The 16626-nt window shown below is 64.2% G+C and carries 15 protein-coding genes; 8 read left to right on the top strand and 7 right to left on the bottom strand.

What is annotated here, in order from left to right:
* Nucleotide 1: 1 nt before the first annotated feature.
* The 3 genes from glcF to proC all read left to right on the top strand — a co-directional run bounded on the left by glcF (nt 2) and on the right by proC (nt 2863).
* Nucleotides 2–1228: a glycolate oxidase subunit GlcF gene (gene glcF / locus HV711_RS21610; RefSeq protein WP_013587161.1), complete on the top strand. Its 1227-nt coding sequence runs from the start codon at nt 2–4 to the stop codon at nt 1226–1228.
* A gap of 46 nt (nt 1229–1274) precedes the next feature.
* Complete coding sequence (locus tag HV711_RS21605; protein ID WP_035480140.1) at nt 1275–1973, top strand: YggS family pyridoxal phosphate-dependent enzyme; 699 nt, start codon at nt 1275–1277, stop codon at nt 1971–1973.
* Between the two features lie 74 nt (nt 1974–2047).
* Nucleotides 2048–2863 carry a pyrroline-5-carboxylate reductase gene (gene proC / locus HV711_RS21600; protein WP_035480142.1) on the top strand — a complete coding sequence of 272 codons (816 nt, stop codon included), beginning with the start codon at nt 2048–2050 and terminating at the stop codon, nt 2861–2863.
* Between the two features lie 154 nt (nt 2864–3017).
* Here proC and ubiA read toward each other — a convergent pair whose 3' ends face one another.
* The 7 genes from ubiA to recG form a co-directional block, all read right to left on the bottom strand.
* Nucleotides 3018–3881, bottom strand: coding sequence for a 4-hydroxybenzoate octaprenyltransferase (gene ubiA, locus HV711_RS21595; protein ID WP_028361806.1), 864 nt, complete (start codon nt 3879–3881; stop codon nt 3018–3020).
* A gap of 278 nt (nt 3882–4159) precedes the next feature.
* Entirely contained in the window at nt 4160–4648 is a 489-nt protein-coding gene (locus HV711_RS21590) for a Dps family protein (protein ID WP_013338077.1), read from the bottom strand.
* A gap of 203 nt (nt 4649–4851) precedes the next feature.
* Nucleotides 4852–5031, bottom strand: coding sequence for a hypothetical protein (locus HV711_RS21585; protein WP_028361805.1), 180 nt, complete (start codon nt 5029–5031; stop codon nt 4852–4854).
* Between the two features lie 64 nt (nt 5032–5095).
* Complete coding sequence (locus HV711_RS21580; protein WP_035480146.1) at nt 5096–6550, bottom strand: catalase; 1455 nt, start codon at nt 6548–6550, stop codon at nt 5096–5098.
* Nucleotides 6551–6662: 112 nt separating this feature from the next.
* On the bottom strand, nt 6663–6800 hold the full coding sequence (locus tag HV711_RS21575; protein ID WP_013587155.1) for a hypothetical protein: 138 nt from the start codon (nt 6798–6800) through the stop codon (nt 6663–6665).
* Nucleotides 6801–6983: 183 nt separating this feature from the next.
* A complete protein-coding gene (locus tag HV711_RS21570; RefSeq protein ID WP_013338073.1) occupies nt 6984–7943 on the bottom strand; it encodes a LysR substrate-binding domain-containing protein in 960 nt (319 codons plus the stop codon).
* 181 nt (nt 7944–8124) lie between these two features.
* On the bottom strand, nt 8125–10320 hold the full coding sequence (recG, locus tag HV711_RS21565) for an ATP-dependent DNA helicase RecG (protein WP_035480177.1): 2196 nt from the start codon (nt 10318–10320) through the stop codon (nt 8125–8127).
* Between the two features lie 179 nt (nt 10321–10499).
* Here recG and queA point away from each other — a divergent pair, with 179 nt between their 5' ends.
* The 5 genes from queA to secF all read left to right on the top strand — a co-directional run bounded on the left by queA (nt 10500) and on the right by secF (nt 16522).
* Nucleotides 10500–11558: a tRNA preQ1(34) S-adenosylmethionine ribosyltransferase-isomerase QueA gene (gene queA / locus HV711_RS21560; protein ID WP_013587153.1), complete on the top strand. Its 1059-nt coding sequence runs from the start codon at nt 10500–10502 to the stop codon at nt 11556–11558.
* A gap of 113 nt (nt 11559–11671) precedes the next feature.
* Entirely contained in the window at nt 11672–12847 is a 1176-nt protein-coding gene (gene tgt, locus HV711_RS21555) for a tRNA guanosine(34) transglycosylase Tgt (RefSeq protein WP_035480147.1), read from the top strand.
* 198 nt (nt 12848–13045) lie between these two features.
* Nucleotides 13046–13375: a preprotein translocase subunit YajC gene (gene yajC / locus HV711_RS21550; RefSeq protein ID WP_013587151.1), complete on the top strand. Its 330-nt coding sequence runs from the start codon at nt 13046–13048 to the stop codon at nt 13373–13375.
* A 117-nt stretch (nt 13376–13492) separates the two neighbouring features.
* Complete coding sequence (gene secD, locus HV711_RS21545) at nt 13493–15553, top strand: protein translocase subunit SecD (RefSeq protein WP_035480148.1); 2061 nt, start codon at nt 13493–13495, stop codon at nt 15551–15553.
* Nucleotides 15554–15571: 18 nt separating this feature from the next.
* Entirely contained in the window at nt 15572–16522 is a 951-nt protein-coding gene (gene secF / locus HV711_RS21540; RefSeq protein ID WP_035480149.1) for a protein translocase subunit SecF, read from the top strand.
* The last annotated feature ends 104 nt before the right edge of the window (nt 16523–16626 follow it).

Below are 16626 nucleotides of genomic sequence, written 5' to 3'. Positions count from 1 at the left end.
GATGCAAACCAATCTCGCGGATTTCATTCGCAATACGCCCGATGGCGCCGAAGCCGACGCCATTCTGCGCAATTGCGTGCACTGCGGTTTCTGCACGGCCACCTGCCCGACCTACCAACTGCTTGGCGATGAGCTCGACGGCCCGCGCGGCCGCATCTATCTGATCAAGCAGATGGTGGAAGGTGCGCAGGTGACGCGCAGCACGCAAGTTCATCTGGACCGGTGCCTCACCTGCCGCAATTGCGAGACGACGTGTCCGTCCGGCGTGCAGTACGGCAAGCTCGTGGAAATCGGCCGCAAGATCACCGAGGAAAAAGTGACGCGGCCGCTCGGTCAGCGTCTCACGCGTAGATTGCTCGCGAGCTTCGTGCCGAACAGCGCGCTCTTTACGCCGACCATGCGCCTCGGCCAGCATTTCCGCGCGCTGCTGCCGAGGAAATTGCGCGACAAAGTGCCGGCGCGGCAGCGCCCGCTTGTCTGGCCGACCGCCCGGCACGAACGCAAGATGCTGATGCTCGCGGGCTGCGTACAACCGTCGATGATGCCCAACGTCAACACCGCCACCGCGCGCGTGCTGGATGCGCTCGGCGTCGAGACCGTGGTCGCCCCCGACGCCGGCTGCTGCGGCGCGATCCGCCTGCATCTCGGCTACAACGACGAAGCGCTCGACGACATGCGCGCCAACATCGACGCATGGTGGCCGTATGTCGAACAGGGCGTCGAGGCCATCGTGATGAACGCGTCCGGTTGCGGCGCGACGGTCAAGGAATACGCGCACCTGCTGCGCGACGATCCGGCCTATGCGGAAAAAGCGCGCCGCATCGTCGAATTGACGCGCGACATCGCCGAAATCCTGCCGGACTTCGAAGAAGAACTCGTCGCGGTCACGCGCCGCCGCGCGATCCATACCGTGGCGTTTCATCCGCCGTGCACGTTGCAGCATGGACAGCAGGTGCGCGGCACCGTCGAGCATCTGCTGACGAAACTCGGCGTGGAAGTGCGCCTGCCCGTCGACAATCACCTGTGCTGCGGCTCGGCAGGCACTTACTCGCTCACGCAGCCGAAGCTTTCGTACGCACTGCGCGATCAGAAGCTCGAGCGGCTGCAGGCGCAGGAGCCGCAGGTGATCGTGTCGGCGAACGTCGGTTGCATTTCGCATCTGCAAAGCGGCACGTCGACGCCCGTCGCGCACTGGATCGAACTGGTCGAGCACATGCTGTCCGTATAATCGGGGCATCGACTTTATCGACCTGAGGTCCGCTCCGGTTCGTTCCATGCCCGATCTGATTCACAACCTCGAAGCGGTGCAGCAGCGCATCGCCATGGCCGCGCACGTAGCTGGGCGCGACGCGCGTTCCATCGCGCTGCTCGCGGTCTCGAAGACCTTTCCCGCCGAAGACGTGCGCGCCGCCCATGCAGCCGGTCAACGCGCGTTCGGCGAAAACTACGTGCAGGAAGCGCTCACGAAGATCGAAGCGCTTGCCGATTTGCGCGCGTCGCTCGAATGGCATTTCATCGGTCCGCTGCAGTCCAACAAGACGCGGCCGGTGGCCGAGCATTTCGACTGGGTACATTCCGTCGATCGGCTGAAGATCGCGCAGCGGCTTTCCGAGCAGCGGCCGGATGCGCTGCCGCCGCTCAACGTGTGTTTGCAGGTCAACATCAGCGGCGAGGCATCGAAAAGCGGCGTCAGCGTCGACGAGGCCATGCAGGTAGCCCGTGACATTGCCGCGCTGCCGAGGCTCCGGTTGCGCGGCCTCATGGCGATTCCCGAGCCGGCCGGCGGCATCGACGAGCAGCGTGTGCCGCATCGCCGCCTGCGCGAGCTGTTCGAGCGACTGCACAGCGACGGCCTGGCGTTGGACACACTGTCCATGGGCATGTCGAGCGACCTGGAGGCGGCCGTGCTCGAAGGCGCGACGATCGTGCGCGTGGGCACGGCAATCTTCGGCGCGCGCGATTATTCGCATTAAGTGGCCGCAGCCGCAGTGGCAGACGCGGCTGCAAGCACCGTTTCAGAAGCTCAATCAAACCTTCCCGGAACATCATGAAAATTGCTTTTATCGGCGGCGGCAACATGGCCGCGGCGTTGATCGGCGGCCTGATCAAGCGCGGCGTCGCGCCCGTCGACCTGTATGCGATCGATCCCAACGAAGACGCCCGCAAGCGCAACGAAACGCAGTTCGGCATCAAGACAGGCGCAGCCGCCGACGGCGCGCTCGCCGCCTATGACGCGGTCGTACTCGCGGTGAAGCCGCAAATCCTGAAGAGCGTCGCCGAGGCGCTCGCGCCGCATCTGAAAGCGTCGCAGCTTGCAATCAGCATCGTCGCCGGCATTCGCATGGACGACATGTCGCGCTGGCTCAACGGCCATACGCGCATCGTGCGCGTCATGCCGAATACGCCCGCGCTGATCGGCATGGGGGTCGCGGGTTTGACCGCCACCGCGAGCGTCGACGAAGCGGGACGCGCGCTCGCCTCGCAGGTGCTCGGCGCAGTGGGGGAAACCGTCTGGTTCGACGACGAGGCGAAAATCGACGCCGTGACCGCCATTTCCGGCAGCGGGCCCGCCTACGTGTTCTACTTCATTGAAGCGCTGCAGGAAGCCGCGCGCCAACTCGGCATGGACGAAACGCAGGGCCGTGCGCTCGCCGTCGCGACGTTCACGGGCGCCGCGCAACTGGCGGCGAATTCCGACGAGCCGCCTAGCGTATTGCGTGAGCGCGTGACGTCGAAGGGTGGCACGACCGCGGCAGCGCTTGCGTCGTTCGACGCGAGCGGAGTCAAGGAAGCGATTGTGCGCGGCGCGCTCGCCGCCGATGCGCGCGCAAAAGAAATGGGCGATGAGTTCGGCAAACAGTAAGCGGTCATGAGCCGCTGTCGGCCGGTTTCGTCTGGCGCGAACACCAAAAGCCGTGGGGCGCGGAGCCGTTACAGGAGAAAGTCCGCGCCTGCGGCAGCCACTGATAAAAGCCCGGCCCGGCGGTAACGGCCGGGCAACGGCTCGCGCTTAAAGCCTAAACCGAAGCCACCGCATAATGCGCGGCAATGCCGACGAACAACGCGCCGCCCAGCCAGTTGTTGTGCAGGAACGCCTTGAAGCACGGCATACGCTCGCGGTGGCGGATCAGCGTGTAGTGATAGACGGCGCAGCCCGCCGCGACCGCCCATCCGCACCAGTACAGCACGCCGAACGCAAGCATCACGCCGATGCCGACGTAGATGCCGAGCGTGACCGCATAGCAGAGCATGATGGCCGCCACGTCGAAGCGGCCGAACGTAAGCGCCGAGGTCCGAATGCCGATCTTGATGTCGTCGTCGCGATCGACCATCGCGTACTCGGTGTCGTACGCAACCGACCAGAACACGTTGGCGAGCAGCATGACCCACGCGAGCAAGGGCACCTGGTTTTGCACAGCCGCAAACGCCATCGGAATGCCGAAGCCGAATGCGATGCCGAGATATGCCTGCGGAATGGCGAAGAAGCGCTTCGTGAACGGATAGGAGCCGGCCACGAACAGTGCGGCGACCGACAACTCCTTCGTCAGCGTATTGAGCGGCAGAATCAGCAGGAAAGCCAGCAACGACAGGCCCGCCGCGAGCGCCACCGCTTCCCACGCCTTGATCTTGCCCGAGGTGATCGGCCGATTCTCGGTGCGCTTCACATAACGGTCGAAATCGCGATCCGCGTAGTCGTTGATCGCGCAGCCCGCCGAGCGCATCAGCACTGTGCCCACCGTGAAGATCACGAGCAGCGGCCACGACGGGTGACCGTCGGACGCAATCCACAGCGCGTTGAGTGTCGGCCACAGCAGCAGCAGACTGCCGATAGGCTTGTCCATGCGCACAAGGCGCAAATACAGGGGAAGTCGGGCGAACATGGCGGACTCGATGAAGGCAGGCGAATAGCGGGTACAGTGCCGCTATTTTACGGGATGCGGCGGGCACCCCTTGCCGGCGCCCGGAAGCAGGCGCGTAGGCCCGCGCAGCGGACCGTTTTGCGCCGCAAGCCTCGAGTGTCACGTGTCGGTCGACGCAAAAAACAAAGCCTCCGCGAAGGGAGGCTTTGTTTTTTGGCTATTGCGTCAAACCCGCGTCTAACATATCGGCCGGCGCAACCCGGCCGGAACCGGCCGGCAGCGGCCTCAGCCGATGCTCGTCAAGCCAGCATCGAGCGCAGCATCCACGCGGTCTTTTCGTGCGTCTGCATGCGCTGCGTCAGCAGGTCGGCGGTGGGCTCGTCGTTGGCCGCTTCCGTCGACGGGAAAATGGCGCGCGCGGTGCGCACCACGGCTTCCTGACCTTCCACCAGTTGGCGGATCATCTCTTCCGCGGACGGCACGCCGTCTGCTTCGGGAATCGACGACAGCTTGGCAAAATCCTTGTAGCTGCCCGGCGCATGCACGCCGAGCGCGCGAATCCGCTCGGCAATCGAATCGACGGCCAGCGCCAGTTCGTTGTATTGCGTTTCGAACATCAGATGCAGCGTGTTGAACATCGGACCCGTCACATTCCAGTGGAAGTTGTGGGTCTTCAGGTACAGCGTGTAGGTGTCCGCGAGCAGACGCGACAGACCTTCCGCGATCTTCTTGCGGTCCTTGTCGCTGATCCCGATATTGACGTGCTGTACAGCTTCTTTTTTGGCCATGATGACTCCTTCGAAGAGTGATACGAACCGGCAGTGAAGTAACGGCGTGCCAATGGCCCGCTGATGGCAGGCCCGGCAAAACGAGCGTTCGACAGTTTATCTTAGAAAGACGAAACGTTCGTGTGGCGTGCCGCCACGGCAGCGTGACGCGCGAGCCGGCGGCGACGCGCGTGCGCAAGCTCGTTCACGTCCGTGCCTGCCGCTCATCCGCCCAACGCATGTTGCAGCGCCTGCGCCGCGATCACCGCGAATCCGCTTGTCACGATGGCGAAGCCGACGGCTTTGCGCATGTTGATATGCCGGTTCGAGCCCGGCGCATGCATCGGCCGTGCGCGTTGCGTGGCCGACGATCTGCCGGCCGTGGCTCTCATCATCTCGATCATCTGCGTGCTCCCGGTTCGTCTCCCGAGTGGCGGGGCGCCCGCGCGCCCCGCTTCGCTTACCGCTTTACTTCTTGCCGCCTTCCGCGAGCGCGGCCATCGCGGCGATCACGCCTTCGGCATAAGCCGGATCGATACGGCGGAAATGCTCGACCGCACGCGCGACGATCTCCTGCGGCACACCGTTGATATGGCGCGCAATGTTGCCGAACAGACGCTCGCGCTGCGCCGTGTCGAACAGCGCGAACAGCATGCCCGGCTGCGTGTAGTAATCGTCATCCGCGCGATGATCGTAGCGATCCACCGCGCCCACGGCGAGCGGCGGCTCGGACGCGTTGGCGTCCTGAGCGAAATCGCCGAAACGGTTCGGCTCGTAGTTCACGTTACCGCCCAGGTTGCCGTCGGTGCGCATCGCGCCGTCGCGATGGAACGAATGCGGGTTCGGCACGCGCGACGCGTTCACCGGAATCTGATGGTGATTGATACCGAGGCGATAGCGCTGCGTGTCGCCGTACGAGAACAGCCGCCCCTGCAACAGACGGTCGGGCGAGAATCCAATGCCCGGCACCACGTTGGCCGGCGTGAACGCTGCCTGCTCGACATCCGCGAAATAGTTGGCCGCATTGCGGTTCAGTTCGATCGTGCCGACGTCGATCAGCGGGTAGTCCTGCTGCGACCACACCTTCGTGATATCGAACGGATTGAAGCGATAGGCCGCTGCCTCTGCCTCCGGCATCACCTGGATCGCGAAGCGCCACTTCGGGAAATTGCCTTCGTCGATGCGGCCCACCAGATCGCGCTGCGCGCTTTCGCGGTCTTGCGCGATGACCTGCGCCGCTTCGGCATCGGTGAAATTCTCAATGCCTTGCAGCGATTTGAAATGGAACTTGACCCAGAAGCGCTCGTTGTTCGCGTTGATGAACGAGTACGTGTGCGAACCGAAACCGTGCATCTGACGGTAGTTCTTCGGAATGCCGCGGTCGCTCATCAGAATGGTGACCTGGTGCATCGACTCCGGATGGCGCGTCCAGAAATCCCACGCGGCAACGTTGTTGCGCAGGTTCGTGTACGGGTCGCGCTTCTGCGTATGAATGAAGTCCGGAAATTTCAGCGGATCGCGGATGAAAAACACCGGCGTGTTGTTGCCCACCACGTCCCAGTTGCCTTCTTCCGTATAGAACTTGATCGAGAAACCACGCACGTCGCGTTCGGCGTCGGCCGCGCCGCGCTCGCCCGCCACCGTCGAGAAGCGCATGAAGAGCGGCGTTTCCTTGCCGACCTGCGCAAACACCTTCGCCTTCGTGTAGCGCGAGATGTCGTGCGTCACCTTGAGCGTGCCGAACGCGCCGGAGCCTTTCGCGTGCACACGGCGCTCGGGGATCACCTCGCGGTCGAAGTGCGCGAGCTTTTCGAGCAGCCACACGTCTTGCAGGACAACCGGGCCGCGCACGCCGGCGGTCATCGAGTTCTGGTTATCGGCGACGGGCGCGCCGGCGGCATTGGTGAGCTTACGTTCGGACATGCGGGACTCCTGGATGGTTTTCGTTTAAACGGATGGGGGAGAAGCGCGGCACGGCAATGCCGAAAGCTTGGGCGAACAACAGTGCCGGCACATGACGCCAGCAGATGAAGCATTACGCGGACAGCGCCCGGTCGACCAGCAACGACACGGCGACCGTGCGAAGGCCGAGCATGGCGGCCGCAAAGCCGGCGGGGGCGGTGGCCGGTTGAGCGGCGAAGGCTTGAGTGTGCGGCACATTCGGTTGCGTCATGATGTCCTCCGGTTTTTGACGATCGGGCGATCCATGCAGACGACTATATCAATACTATCGAATTTGTGCGTTTTATAAATTTTATCTATCCGATAGGCCCACGTTAGGCGCTCGTCTGGTGGGGCCAACCAATGAGACGCGCGCCTGGACTGGAACGTCGGCGCGCCGCCTATCATCCGCAGCTCAGTTGACGGCGACCGGCAGATCCAGCTTTTTCACGCCCGGCAGGTCGCAAGCGCTGATGGCGTCGCAGATTGCGTCGATGGCAGGCATCCGCGTAAAGCTCTTGCGCCACGCGAGCACCACGCGCCGGTCGGGCACCGGCTCGTCGAATGGAACATAGGACAAAAGGCCCGAGTCGATGCCGCCCGCGTGCGGCTTGACCTCATGCACCGACATGCGCGGCAGCACGGTAATGCCTACGCCGCTCGCCACCATATGGCGTATGGTTTCCAGCGACGAGCCCTCGAACGTCTTCTGGATGCCGTCGGCGTTCTGCGAGAAACGCATCAGTTCCGGGCAAACGCCGAGCACGTGGTCGCGAAAGCAATGACCGCTGCCGAGCAGCAGCATGGTTTCCTGCTTGAGATCGTCGGCGTCGATTTTCGGGCGGTTTTCCCACGCGTGGCCGGACGGCAGCGCGACCACAAACGGCTCGTCGTAGAGCGGCCGCAGCATCAGCCCGGTTTCCGGAAACGGCAGCGCCATGATCGCGACGTCGATTTCGCCCTGCTTGAGCAGCTCGATCAGCTTGAGCGTGTAATTTTCCTGCAGCATCAAGGGCATTTGCGGGACGCGCTTGATCATCTGCTTGACGAGCGTGGGCAGCAGGTACGGCCCGATCGTATAGATGACGCCAAGGCGCAGCGGGCCGACGAGCGGATCTTTGCCCTGCTTGGCGATTTCCTTGATGGCGAGCGTCTGTTCCAGCACCCGCTGAGCCTGCGTGACGATCTGCTCGCCGATCGGCGTGACACTCACTTCACTCGTGCCGCGCTCGAAAATCTGCACGTTGAGCTCGTCTTCGAGCTTCTTGATGGCGACCGACAAGGTCGGCTGGCTGACGAAACACGCTTCGGCGGCCCGGCCAAAGTGCCGCTCGCGGGCCACGGCGACGATGTACTTCAATTCGGTGAGCGTCATTGGGGGACCAATCAGTGCGATGGATTCGATAGGTTCTAGTTATACACCCATAGGGTCGGTTCGCCAACCTGGTTTGCCGGGTTTCGCTTGCTTTGTATCCGCGAAGTCGGCCGCGCCGGCCCAGTCTGCCACTTCGGCCAAGGCGCCCCGCAGCGCGACCTGGCGCGGCGCCTGTCGGCGCTCACGCCTTCAGGTAATGTTCGCGCGCACCGAGCCAGCGCGCCAGATGCTGCGTGACCACCTCAGGATGCTTCTCGAGCAGCGCCGCGGCGGCTTCGCGCGCGGGCTCGATCAGCCATTGATCGTTTTGCAGATCGGCGAACCGGAGCATCGCCGCGCCGGACTGCCGTGCGCCGAGAAACTCGCCGGGACCGCGTATCTCCAGATCGCGGCGCGCGATTTCGAAGCCGTCGGTCGTCTCGCGCATGGTTTGCAGGCGGGCGCGCGCGGTCATCGAAAGCGGTCCGGTGTAGAGCAGCACGCAGACCGACGCCGCGCTGCCGCGCCCCACCCGCCCGCGCAACTGGTGCAGCTGCGCGAGGCCGAAGCGCTCGGCGTGCTCGATCACCATCAGCGACGCATTCGGCACGTCGACGCCCACTTCGATCACCGTAGTCGCGACGAGCAGCTGCACCTCGTTGCGCGTGAACGCATCCATCACCGCGGCCTTCTCGGCCGGCGCGAGACGGCCGTGCACGAGCCCGACCTTCAATTCCGGCAAAGCCGCGACCAGCGTTTCATAGGTCTCGACCGCGGTCTGCAGTTGCAGCGTCTCGCTTTCCTCGATCAGCGGACACACCCAATAGACCTGCCGCCCGGTCAGCGCCGCTTCGCGCACGCGGCCGATCACTTCCTCGCGGCGCGCGTCGGACACGAGCTTGGTGAGAATGGGCGTGCGCCCGGGCGGCAATTCGTCGATCGTCGAGACGTCGAGGTCCGCGTAATACGTCATGGCGAGCGTGCGCGGAATGGGCGTGGCGGACATCATCAGCTGATGCGGCTGGAAATCGCGCGCGCCGTCAGCGGCGTTCAGTGCTTTGGCGCGCAGCGCGAGACGTTGCGCGACGCCGAAGCGGTGCTGTTCGTCGACGATCACAAGCCCGAGCCGGGCGAACTCTACCGTGTCCTGGATGATCGCGTGCGTGCCGATCACGAGTTGCGCGGTGCCGAGCGCGGCGGCTTCGATAGCCGCGCGCTTTTCCTTCGCCTTCAGGCTGCCCGCGAGCCACGCGACGCTCACGCCGAGCGGCTCCAGCCAGCCGCGCAGCTTGCGCGCGTGCTGCTCGGCGAGAATTTCGGTGGGCGCCATGAGCGCGGCCTGGTACCCGGCGTCGATCGCCTGCGCGGCAGCCAGCGCCGCCACAATGGTCTTGCCGCTGCCGACGTCGCCCTGCAGGAGCCGCTGCATCGGATGCGGCTGGGTCAAATCGAGCGCGATCTCGCCGCCCACGCGCTCCTGCGCCTTCGTCAGCGAAAACGGCAGCGCCTTCAGCAGACGCGCGACGAGCGCCGCTTCGTCGCCCAGCTTGCGACGCGGCATGGCCGGCGCGGCGCGCGTGCGGCGCTCCTCGTGCGCGCGCTTGAGCGACATCTGCTGCGCGAGCAGTTCCTCGAACTTGATGCGCACCCACGCCGGATGCGTGCCGTCGATCAACGCGGTCTCGTCCGACTGCGCGCCCGGATGATGCAGCGTGCGCACCGCGTCCATCAGCGAGGGCACGCCAAGCGGCTGCAGCCATTCGCGTGCGACGGCCTCGGGCAACAGCTCCGGCAGCGACGTGCGCGACAACGCGTTGTCGATTGCCTTGCGCAAATAGGCCTGTGTCACGCCCGCGGTGCTCGGATAAACCGGCGTGAGCGCTTGCGGCAGCGGCGTGTCCTCGTCGACCACGCGCACTGCGGGATGCACCATCTCCATGCCGAAGAAGCCGCCTCGCACGTCGCCGCGCACGCGCAGCCGCGCGCCGATGGCCATCTGCTTGACCTGCGAACCGTAGAAGTTCAGAAAGCGCAGCACGAGTTCGTCGCCGGCATCGTCGCGCAATTTGACGAGCAACTGACGGCGCGGACGATAGGCGATCTCGTTGTCGAACACCACGCCTTCCGTTTGCGCGATGCCGCCGGGCAGCAGATGACCGATCGGCGTGAGCGAGGTTTCGTCCTCGTAGCGCATCGGCAGATGCAGCACGAGGTCGATGTCGCGCGTGAGGCCGAGCTTGGCGAGTTTGTCGGCGGTTTTGGTGGAGGCCGCTTTGGCTGCGGAATTGGCCGCGGATTTCGCCGCAGGCTTGCCCAACCCGTCGTCTCGCGCGACGCGGGCTGCCAGTTCGGCGCTCAGTTCATCTGCGGAAGGCGATCGGCGGTCGGACAAAGGCATGGGCTGCTTCGCAAGTACAATATCGGCTGTCAAAAGTGTCGAAGGCTGCGCGGCCATCGGCTGGCTACGGTTGGCTGCACGTGCGCGCCGGCTCGCGGGCCGCCGCGGCGTCCCGCAATCATAGCTGCCCGGCCGAGGCTTCGGCTCAATTCAGTCCCCATTCGCTTCCAGTCGTTTGCATGTTTACGCTTTCCGATTTCGATTTCGATCTGCCGCCTGAGCTGATCGCGCAAGTCGCGCTGCCCGAGCGCAGCGCGAGCCGTCTGCTCCAGGTCGACAACGCCGCCGATGCCGAGCGCGCCGCGCGCCTCGTCGACCGCCGCTTTTCCGAGTTGCCCGACTGCATTTCGCCCGGCGACCTGCTGGTCTTTAACGATACCAAAGTCCTGAAGGCGCGCTTTCTCGGCCAGAAGGCAAGTGGCGGCAAGATCGAGGTGCTGGTCGAGCGGCTCACCGGCGAGCGCACGGCGCTCGCGCAGATCCGCGCGAGCAAAAGCCCGCAGCCGGGCACGACGATCCGTCTTGCCGATGCGTTCGACGTGACCGTCGGCGAGCGCGTGGAGCCGTTCTACACACTGCATTTCCCCGCCGACTGCCTGACGCTGATCGAGCAGCACGGCCGCCTGCCGTTGCCGCCCTATATCGAGCACGATCCCGACGCCGTCGACGAAACGCGCTATCAAACCGTGTATGCGCAAAATCCGGGCGCGGTCGCGGCACCCACGGCGGGCCTGCATTTCGACGAGTCGCTTTTCGCGCGGCTCGACGCGCACGGCGTGGAGCGCGCGACGCTGACGCTGCACGTCGGCGCGGGCACGTTCCAGCCGGTGCGCGTGGAAAACCTCGCCGAGCACAAGATGCACAGCGAGTGGTATCACCTGCCGCAGTCGCTCGCCGACAAGATCGCTGCCACCAAGGCGCGCGGCAACCGCGTGATCGCCGTGGGCACCACGTCGATGCGCGCGCTCGAAGCCGCCGCGCGCGACGCCGAAGCCGCCGGCCGGCCGCTCGGCGCGGCGAGCACGGAAACCGACATTTTCATCACGCCGGGCTACAAGTTTCGCGTGGTCGACCGGCTGGTGACGAATTTTCATCTGCCGAAGTCGACATTGCTGATGCTGGTGTCGGCATTCGCCGGCGTGGAGACGATTCGCGCCGCGTATCGTCATGCCATCGAGCAACGCTACCGCTTTTTCAGCTACGGCGATGCGATGCTGCTGACTCGCCGCGACGGTTGATCTGACAGAGCGCCTGTCGTTTTCGACGTTTTTTGCACGCCGCTGCGAGCCATCGCGGCGGCATTTTCTTTACCGCGCCGGACTGTTTTCCGGTTTGCCACGGAGTGAGCTCAATGACCACCGGTCATCCATTTCAACCACCCGCCGACGGCCTCCACTTTGAGCTGCGCGGCACCGACGGCGCCGCGCGCCGCGGCCGCGTCACGCTGAACCACGGCGTCGTCGAAACACCGATCTTCATGCCGGTCGGCACCTACGGCACCGTGAAAGCGGTGCAGCCGCGCGAGCTCGAGGAAATGCACGCGCAGATCATCCTCGGCAATACGTTTCACCTGTGGCTACGCCCGGGACTCGAAACCATCGCCGCGCACGGCGGCCTGCACGGCTTCATGGGCTGGAAAAAGCCGATCCTGACCGACTCCGGCGGCTTTCAGGTATTTTCGCTCGGCGACCTGCGCAAGATCACCGAAGACGGCGTGACGTTTGCCTCGCCGATCAACGGCGACAAGCTGTTCCTGTCGCCGGAAGTGTCGATGCAGATCCAGAAAGTGCTGAACTCTGACATCGTCATGCAGTTCGACGAGTGCACGCCCTACGCGACCAACAATGTGCCGACCTCGCACAAGGAGGCGGCCGACTCCATGCGCATGTCGATGCGCTGGGCGCAGCGCTCGATCGACGAATTCCGCCGGCTCGCCAATCCGAACGCGCTCTTCGGCATTGTTCAGGGCGGCATGTTCGAGGACCTGCGCGACGAGTCGCTCGCGGGTCTCGCGGAGAAGGATTTTCACGGTCTGGCCATCGGCGGGCTCTCGGTCGGCGAGCCGAAAGAAGACATGATGCGCGTGCTGAACCACATCGGCCCGAAACTCCCAGCCAACAAGCCGCACTATCTGATGGGCGTCGGCACGCCGGAAGACCTGGTGGCGGGCGTCGCGGCCGGCGTCGACATGTTCGACTGCGTAATGCCCACGCGCAACGCGCGCAACGGCTGGCTCTTTACGCGCTTTGGCGACATCAAGATTCGCAACGCCACGCACAAGAACTCGCTGCGACCGCTCGACGAGCAATGCGGCTGCTACACGTGCCGAAATTTCACTCGTGGGTATCTGCATCATCTGCATCGCGTCGGGGAAATTCTGGGCGCACAGCTGAATACGATTCATAACCTGCACTACTACCTCGAACTCATGCAGGAAATGCGCGACGCGATCGACGCCAAAATGTTCGAGCCGTTCCGCAAGCGCTTTCACGAGAACCGCGCGCGCGGCGTCGACGAGGCGCCATGACGACGAACGCTGTCAGATTCGAAGGACGAATCCGTCAGCGGTTCTCATAAAACCTTACAATCCACTTTCGAGGACGACGAAAAACGGCTTTAAGCGGTTGATCGCAAAGCCGAATCGCCGCGCCGACGCGCGCCATGCCGGTGGTAGAATAACCGGCTGATTTTTTTGATTGAATTGATCTATAACGGAGAGACCAACGTGTCGTTCATTTCCAATGCCTTCGCCCAAGGCACCGCAGCAGGTGGCGTTGAGTCGAATCTGATGAGCTTCCTGCCGCTGATCCTGATGTTCGGCGTGCTGTACTTCATCATGATTCGCCCGCAAATGAAGCGCCAGAAGGAACACCGCAACATGCTCGCCGCAATGGCCAAGGGCGATGAAGTGGTGACGAACGGCGGCATCGTCGGCAAGGTGACCAAGGTGGGCGAGGCTTACGTCGGCGTCGAAATTTCGGAAGGCACGGAAATCACCGTGCAAAAAGCGTCGGTCACGACGATTCTCCCGAAGGGCACGATCAAGTCGCTGTAAGGCCTGCTCTCTCGCGTCCGGCGCGGCCTCGCCGGCGACCCATGCAAAGCTGCCGCGGGTCGCCGGCGCTCATCGCTGGGCGCATCGCTTAAAAGCCAACCTTCCGTTGGACCACTCATGAATCGTTACCCCCTCTGGAAATACGCCGTGATGCTGGTGGCTCTCGTCATCGGCCTCGTGTACACGCTGCCCAATCTGTTCGGCGAAGCGCCGGCGGTGCAGGTGTCGAGCGGCAAGGCAACGGTCAAGCTCGACTCGACCACGCTGTCGGCGGTCGAAGCCGCGCTCGCAGCCAATCAGATCAAGCCGGAAGACGTCACGTTCGACAACTCGTCGACCAACGCGAACATTCGCGTGCGTCTTCTCGACACGGACACGCAATTGCGCGTGAAAGACCTGCTGCAGAAGTCGCTCAACAGCGACCCGAGCGACCCGCAGTTCGTCGTCGCGCTGAATCTGCAAAGTGCGTCGCCGCGCTGGCTGACCGCCTTGCACGCGCTGCCCATGTACCTCGGTCTCGACTTGCGCGGCGGCGTGCACTTCCTGCTGCAGGTCGACATGGCGGGCGCGCTCAACAAGAAGCTCGACTCCGACGCGTCGGATGCGCGCACGCTCTTGCGCGACAACAACATCCGCGACGGCGGCGTAAACCGCGTCAACCAGACGGTGGTGATCAATTTCGCCGACCAGGCCACGGCGGACGCCGCGGCCAAGCAATTGAGCCGCAGCATCGGCGAATTGCAATGGGCGTCGCAAAACGGCCCGGACGGTTCCGTGCAGCTCGTCGGCACCTTCACGCCGACCGTGCAGAAAGCCGTGCAGGACGCCGCGCTCAAGCAGAACATCACCACGCTGCATAACCGCGTGAACGAACTCGGCGTGGCCGAGCCGGTTATCCAGCAGCAAGGCGCCGACCGGATCGTGGTCGAACTGCCGGGCGTGCAGGACACGGCGAAGGCAAAGGACATCATCGGCCGGACGGCGACGCTCGAAGCGCGTCTCGCCGACCCGGTCAACACGCATCCGAATCCGTCCGACCCCGTGCCGCCCGGCGACGAGCTGTTCACGCAAGGCAACCAGACGCCCGTGCTGCTGAGAAAGCAGATCATCTTCACCGGCGACCGGATTATCGACGCGTCGGCGGGCTTCGACGAACATCAGCGCCCGTCCGTCAACATTCGCCTCGACTCGGCCGGCGGCCGCGCCGTGCGCAGCGTGTCGCGCGACAACATCGGCAAGCCGATGGCCATGGTGCTGTTCGAAAAGGGCAAGGGTGAGGTGCTGACGGTCGCGACCATCCAGTCGGAACTCGGCGACCGCTTCCAGATTACCGGCCAGCCGACGCCGCAAGCCGCCGCCGACCTCGCGCTGCTGCTGCGCGCCGGCTCGCTCGCCGCGCCCATGGACATCATCGAGGAACGCACCATCGGCCCGAGCCTCGGCGCCGACAACATCAAGAAGGGCTTCCATTCGGTGGTGTGGGGCTTTGCGGCCATCGCCGTCTTCATGATCGCGTACTACATGCTGTTCGGCGTGATCTCCATGATCGGCCTGTCCGTGAACCTGCTGCTGCTGATCGCGGTGCTCTCCATGCTGCAGGCCACGCTGACGTTGCCGGGTATCGCGGCTATTGCGCTCGCGCTCGGTATGGCGATCGACGCAAACGTGCTGATCAACGAACGCGTGCGGGAAGAACTGCGCAACGGCGCGCCGCCGCAACTGGCCATCCAGAACGGCTACGCGCATGCCTGGGCGACCATCCTCGACTCGAACGTCACCACGCTGATCGCGGGCGTCGCGCTGCTCGCCTTCGGCTCGGGGCCGGTGCGCGGTTTCGCGATCGTGCACTGTATCGGCATTCTGACGTCGATGTTCTCGGCGGTGTTCTTCTCGCGCGGTATCGTCAATCTCTGGTACGGCGGCAAGAAGAAGCTGAAGTCGCTCGCCATCGGCCAGGTGTGGCGTCCGGAAACCGCGCCCGCGGGCTCCGCTGCCTATCTGGGCAACGACGACTCGGCAACGGACACCGCGCAGGCCATGCGCGCAGCCACTGCAGCCGCCGCGAAGCCGAAAGCGCCCGCGGCAGCCGCGCAATCGCGCGCCGGCAAGCCGACCGTGCGTCGCCGCAATGCCCCCGGCACGCCGGGCACGCCGCAGAAACCGGGTTCATCCCGCTGAGTCCCGGAGAACAAGACCATGGAATTTTTCCGTTTTCGCAAAGACATTCCGTTCATGCAGCGTGCGTTGATCTTCAACGCCATTTCGCTGTTGACGTTCCTCGCGGCCGTGTTTTTTCTCGTGCATCGCGGGCTGCATCTGTCGGTGGAGTTCACCGGCGGCACGGTGATCGAAGTGCAGTATCCGGGCGCGGCGCCGCTCGACCCGGTGCGCAACACGCTGAACAAGCTCGGCTATGCCGACGCGCAGGTGCAGAACTTCGGCACCTCGCGCGACGTGCTGATCCGCCTGCCGCTCAAACACGGGCTCACGTCCGCGCAACAAAGCGACCAGGTGATGGGCGCGCTGAAAACCGACACGCCGCAGGTGCAGTTGCAGCGCGTCGAGTTCGTCGGCCCGCAGGTCGGCAAGGAACTCGCCACCGACGGCCTGCTCGCGCTTGCCTGCGTGGTGGTCGGCATCGTGATCTATCTGTCGTTCCGGTTCGAATGGAAGTACGCGGTGGCGGGCGTGATCGCGAACTTGCACGACGTGGTGATCATTCTCGGCTTCTTCGCGTTCTTCCAGTGGGAGTTCTCGCTGTCGGTGCTGGCCGCCGTGCTCGCGGTGCTCGGCTATTCGGTGAACGAGTCGGTGGTTATCTTCGACCGGATTCGCGAAACGTTCCGTCGCGAACGCAAGATGACGGTGATCGAGGTCATCAACCACGCCATTACGAGCACCATGTCGCGGACCATCATCACGCACGGCTGTACGCAGATGATGGTGCTCTCCATGTTCCTGTTCGGCGGCCCGACGCTGCACTACTTCGCGCTGGCGCTGACGATCGGTATTCTGTTCGGCATCTACTCGTCGGTGTTCGTCGCCGCGGCGCTCGCCATGTGGTTTGGCGTAAAGCGCGAAGATCTGCTGAAGGACAAGAAAGAACGCGTCGACCCGAACGATCCGAACGCGGGCGCGCAGGTCTGATCGCGGCTGAGTCGGCCGCAATCGCAAGCCGCAGTTAGCTGCCGCAATGAAAAAGGCCGGTTCGTGATGAGCCGGCCTTTTGCGTTTACCGCGTAGCCTTCGCT

It is taken from the genome of Paraburkholderia phenoliruptrix, from assembly GCF_902859825.1.
Taxonomy (GTDB): Bacteria; Pseudomonadota; Gammaproteobacteria; order Burkholderiales; family Burkholderiaceae; genus Paraburkholderia; species Paraburkholderia phenoliruptrix.
Note: the sequence above shows the minus strand (reverse complement) of the source record. Positions and strands in the feature narration are given on the sequence as shown.

What these genes read in the sequence shown, in the direction of transcription:
- glcF (WP_013587161.1), top strand. Translation starts at nt 2, where the DNA reads ATGCAAACCAATCTCGCGGATTTCATTCGCAATACGCCCGATGGCGCC.
- HV711_RS21605 (WP_035480140.1), top strand. Translation starts at nt 1,275, where the DNA reads ATGCCCGATCTGATTCACAACCTCGAAGCGGTGCAGCAGCGCATCGCC.
- proC (WP_035480142.1), top strand. Translation starts at nt 2,048, where the DNA reads ATGAAAATTGCTTTTATCGGCGGCGGCAACATGGCCGCGGCGTTGATC.
- ubiA (WP_028361806.1), bottom strand. Translation starts at nt 3,881, where the DNA reads ATGTTCGCCCGACTTCCCCTGTATTTGCGCCTTGTGCGCATGGACAAG.
- HV711_RS21590 (WP_013338077.1), bottom strand. Translation starts at nt 4,648, where the DNA reads ATGGCCAAAAAAGAAGCTGTACAGCACGTCAATATCGGGATCAGCGAC.
- HV711_RS21585 (WP_028361805.1), bottom strand. Translation starts at nt 5,031, where the DNA reads ATGATCGAGATGATGAGAGCCACGGCCGGCAGATCGTCGGCCACGCAA.
- HV711_RS21580 (WP_035480146.1), bottom strand. Translation starts at nt 6,550, where the DNA reads ATGTCCGAACGTAAGCTCACCAATGCCGCCGGCGCGCCCGTCGCCGAT.
- HV711_RS21575 (WP_013587155.1), bottom strand. Translation starts at nt 6,800, where the DNA reads ATGACGCAACCGAATGTGCCGCACACTCAAGCCTTCGCCGCTCAACCG.
- HV711_RS21570 (WP_013338073.1), bottom strand. Translation starts at nt 7,943, where the DNA reads ATGACGCTCACCGAATTGAAGTACATCGTCGCCGTGGCCCGCGAGCGG.
- recG (WP_035480177.1), bottom strand. Translation starts at nt 10,320, where the DNA reads ATGCCTTTGTCCGACCGCCGATCGCCTTCCGCAGATGAACTGAGCGCC.
- queA (WP_013587153.1), top strand. Translation starts at nt 10,500, where the DNA reads ATGTTTACGCTTTCCGATTTCGATTTCGATCTGCCGCCTGAGCTGATC.
- tgt (WP_035480147.1), top strand. Translation starts at nt 11,672, where the DNA reads ATGACCACCGGTCATCCATTTCAACCACCCGCCGACGGCCTCCACTTT.
- secD (WP_035480148.1), top strand. Translation starts at nt 13,493, where the DNA reads ATGAATCGTTACCCCCTCTGGAAATACGCCGTGATGCTGGTGGCTCTC.
- secF (WP_035480149.1), top strand. Translation starts at nt 15,572, where the DNA reads ATGGAATTTTTCCGTTTTCGCAAAGACATTCCGTTCATGCAGCGTGCG.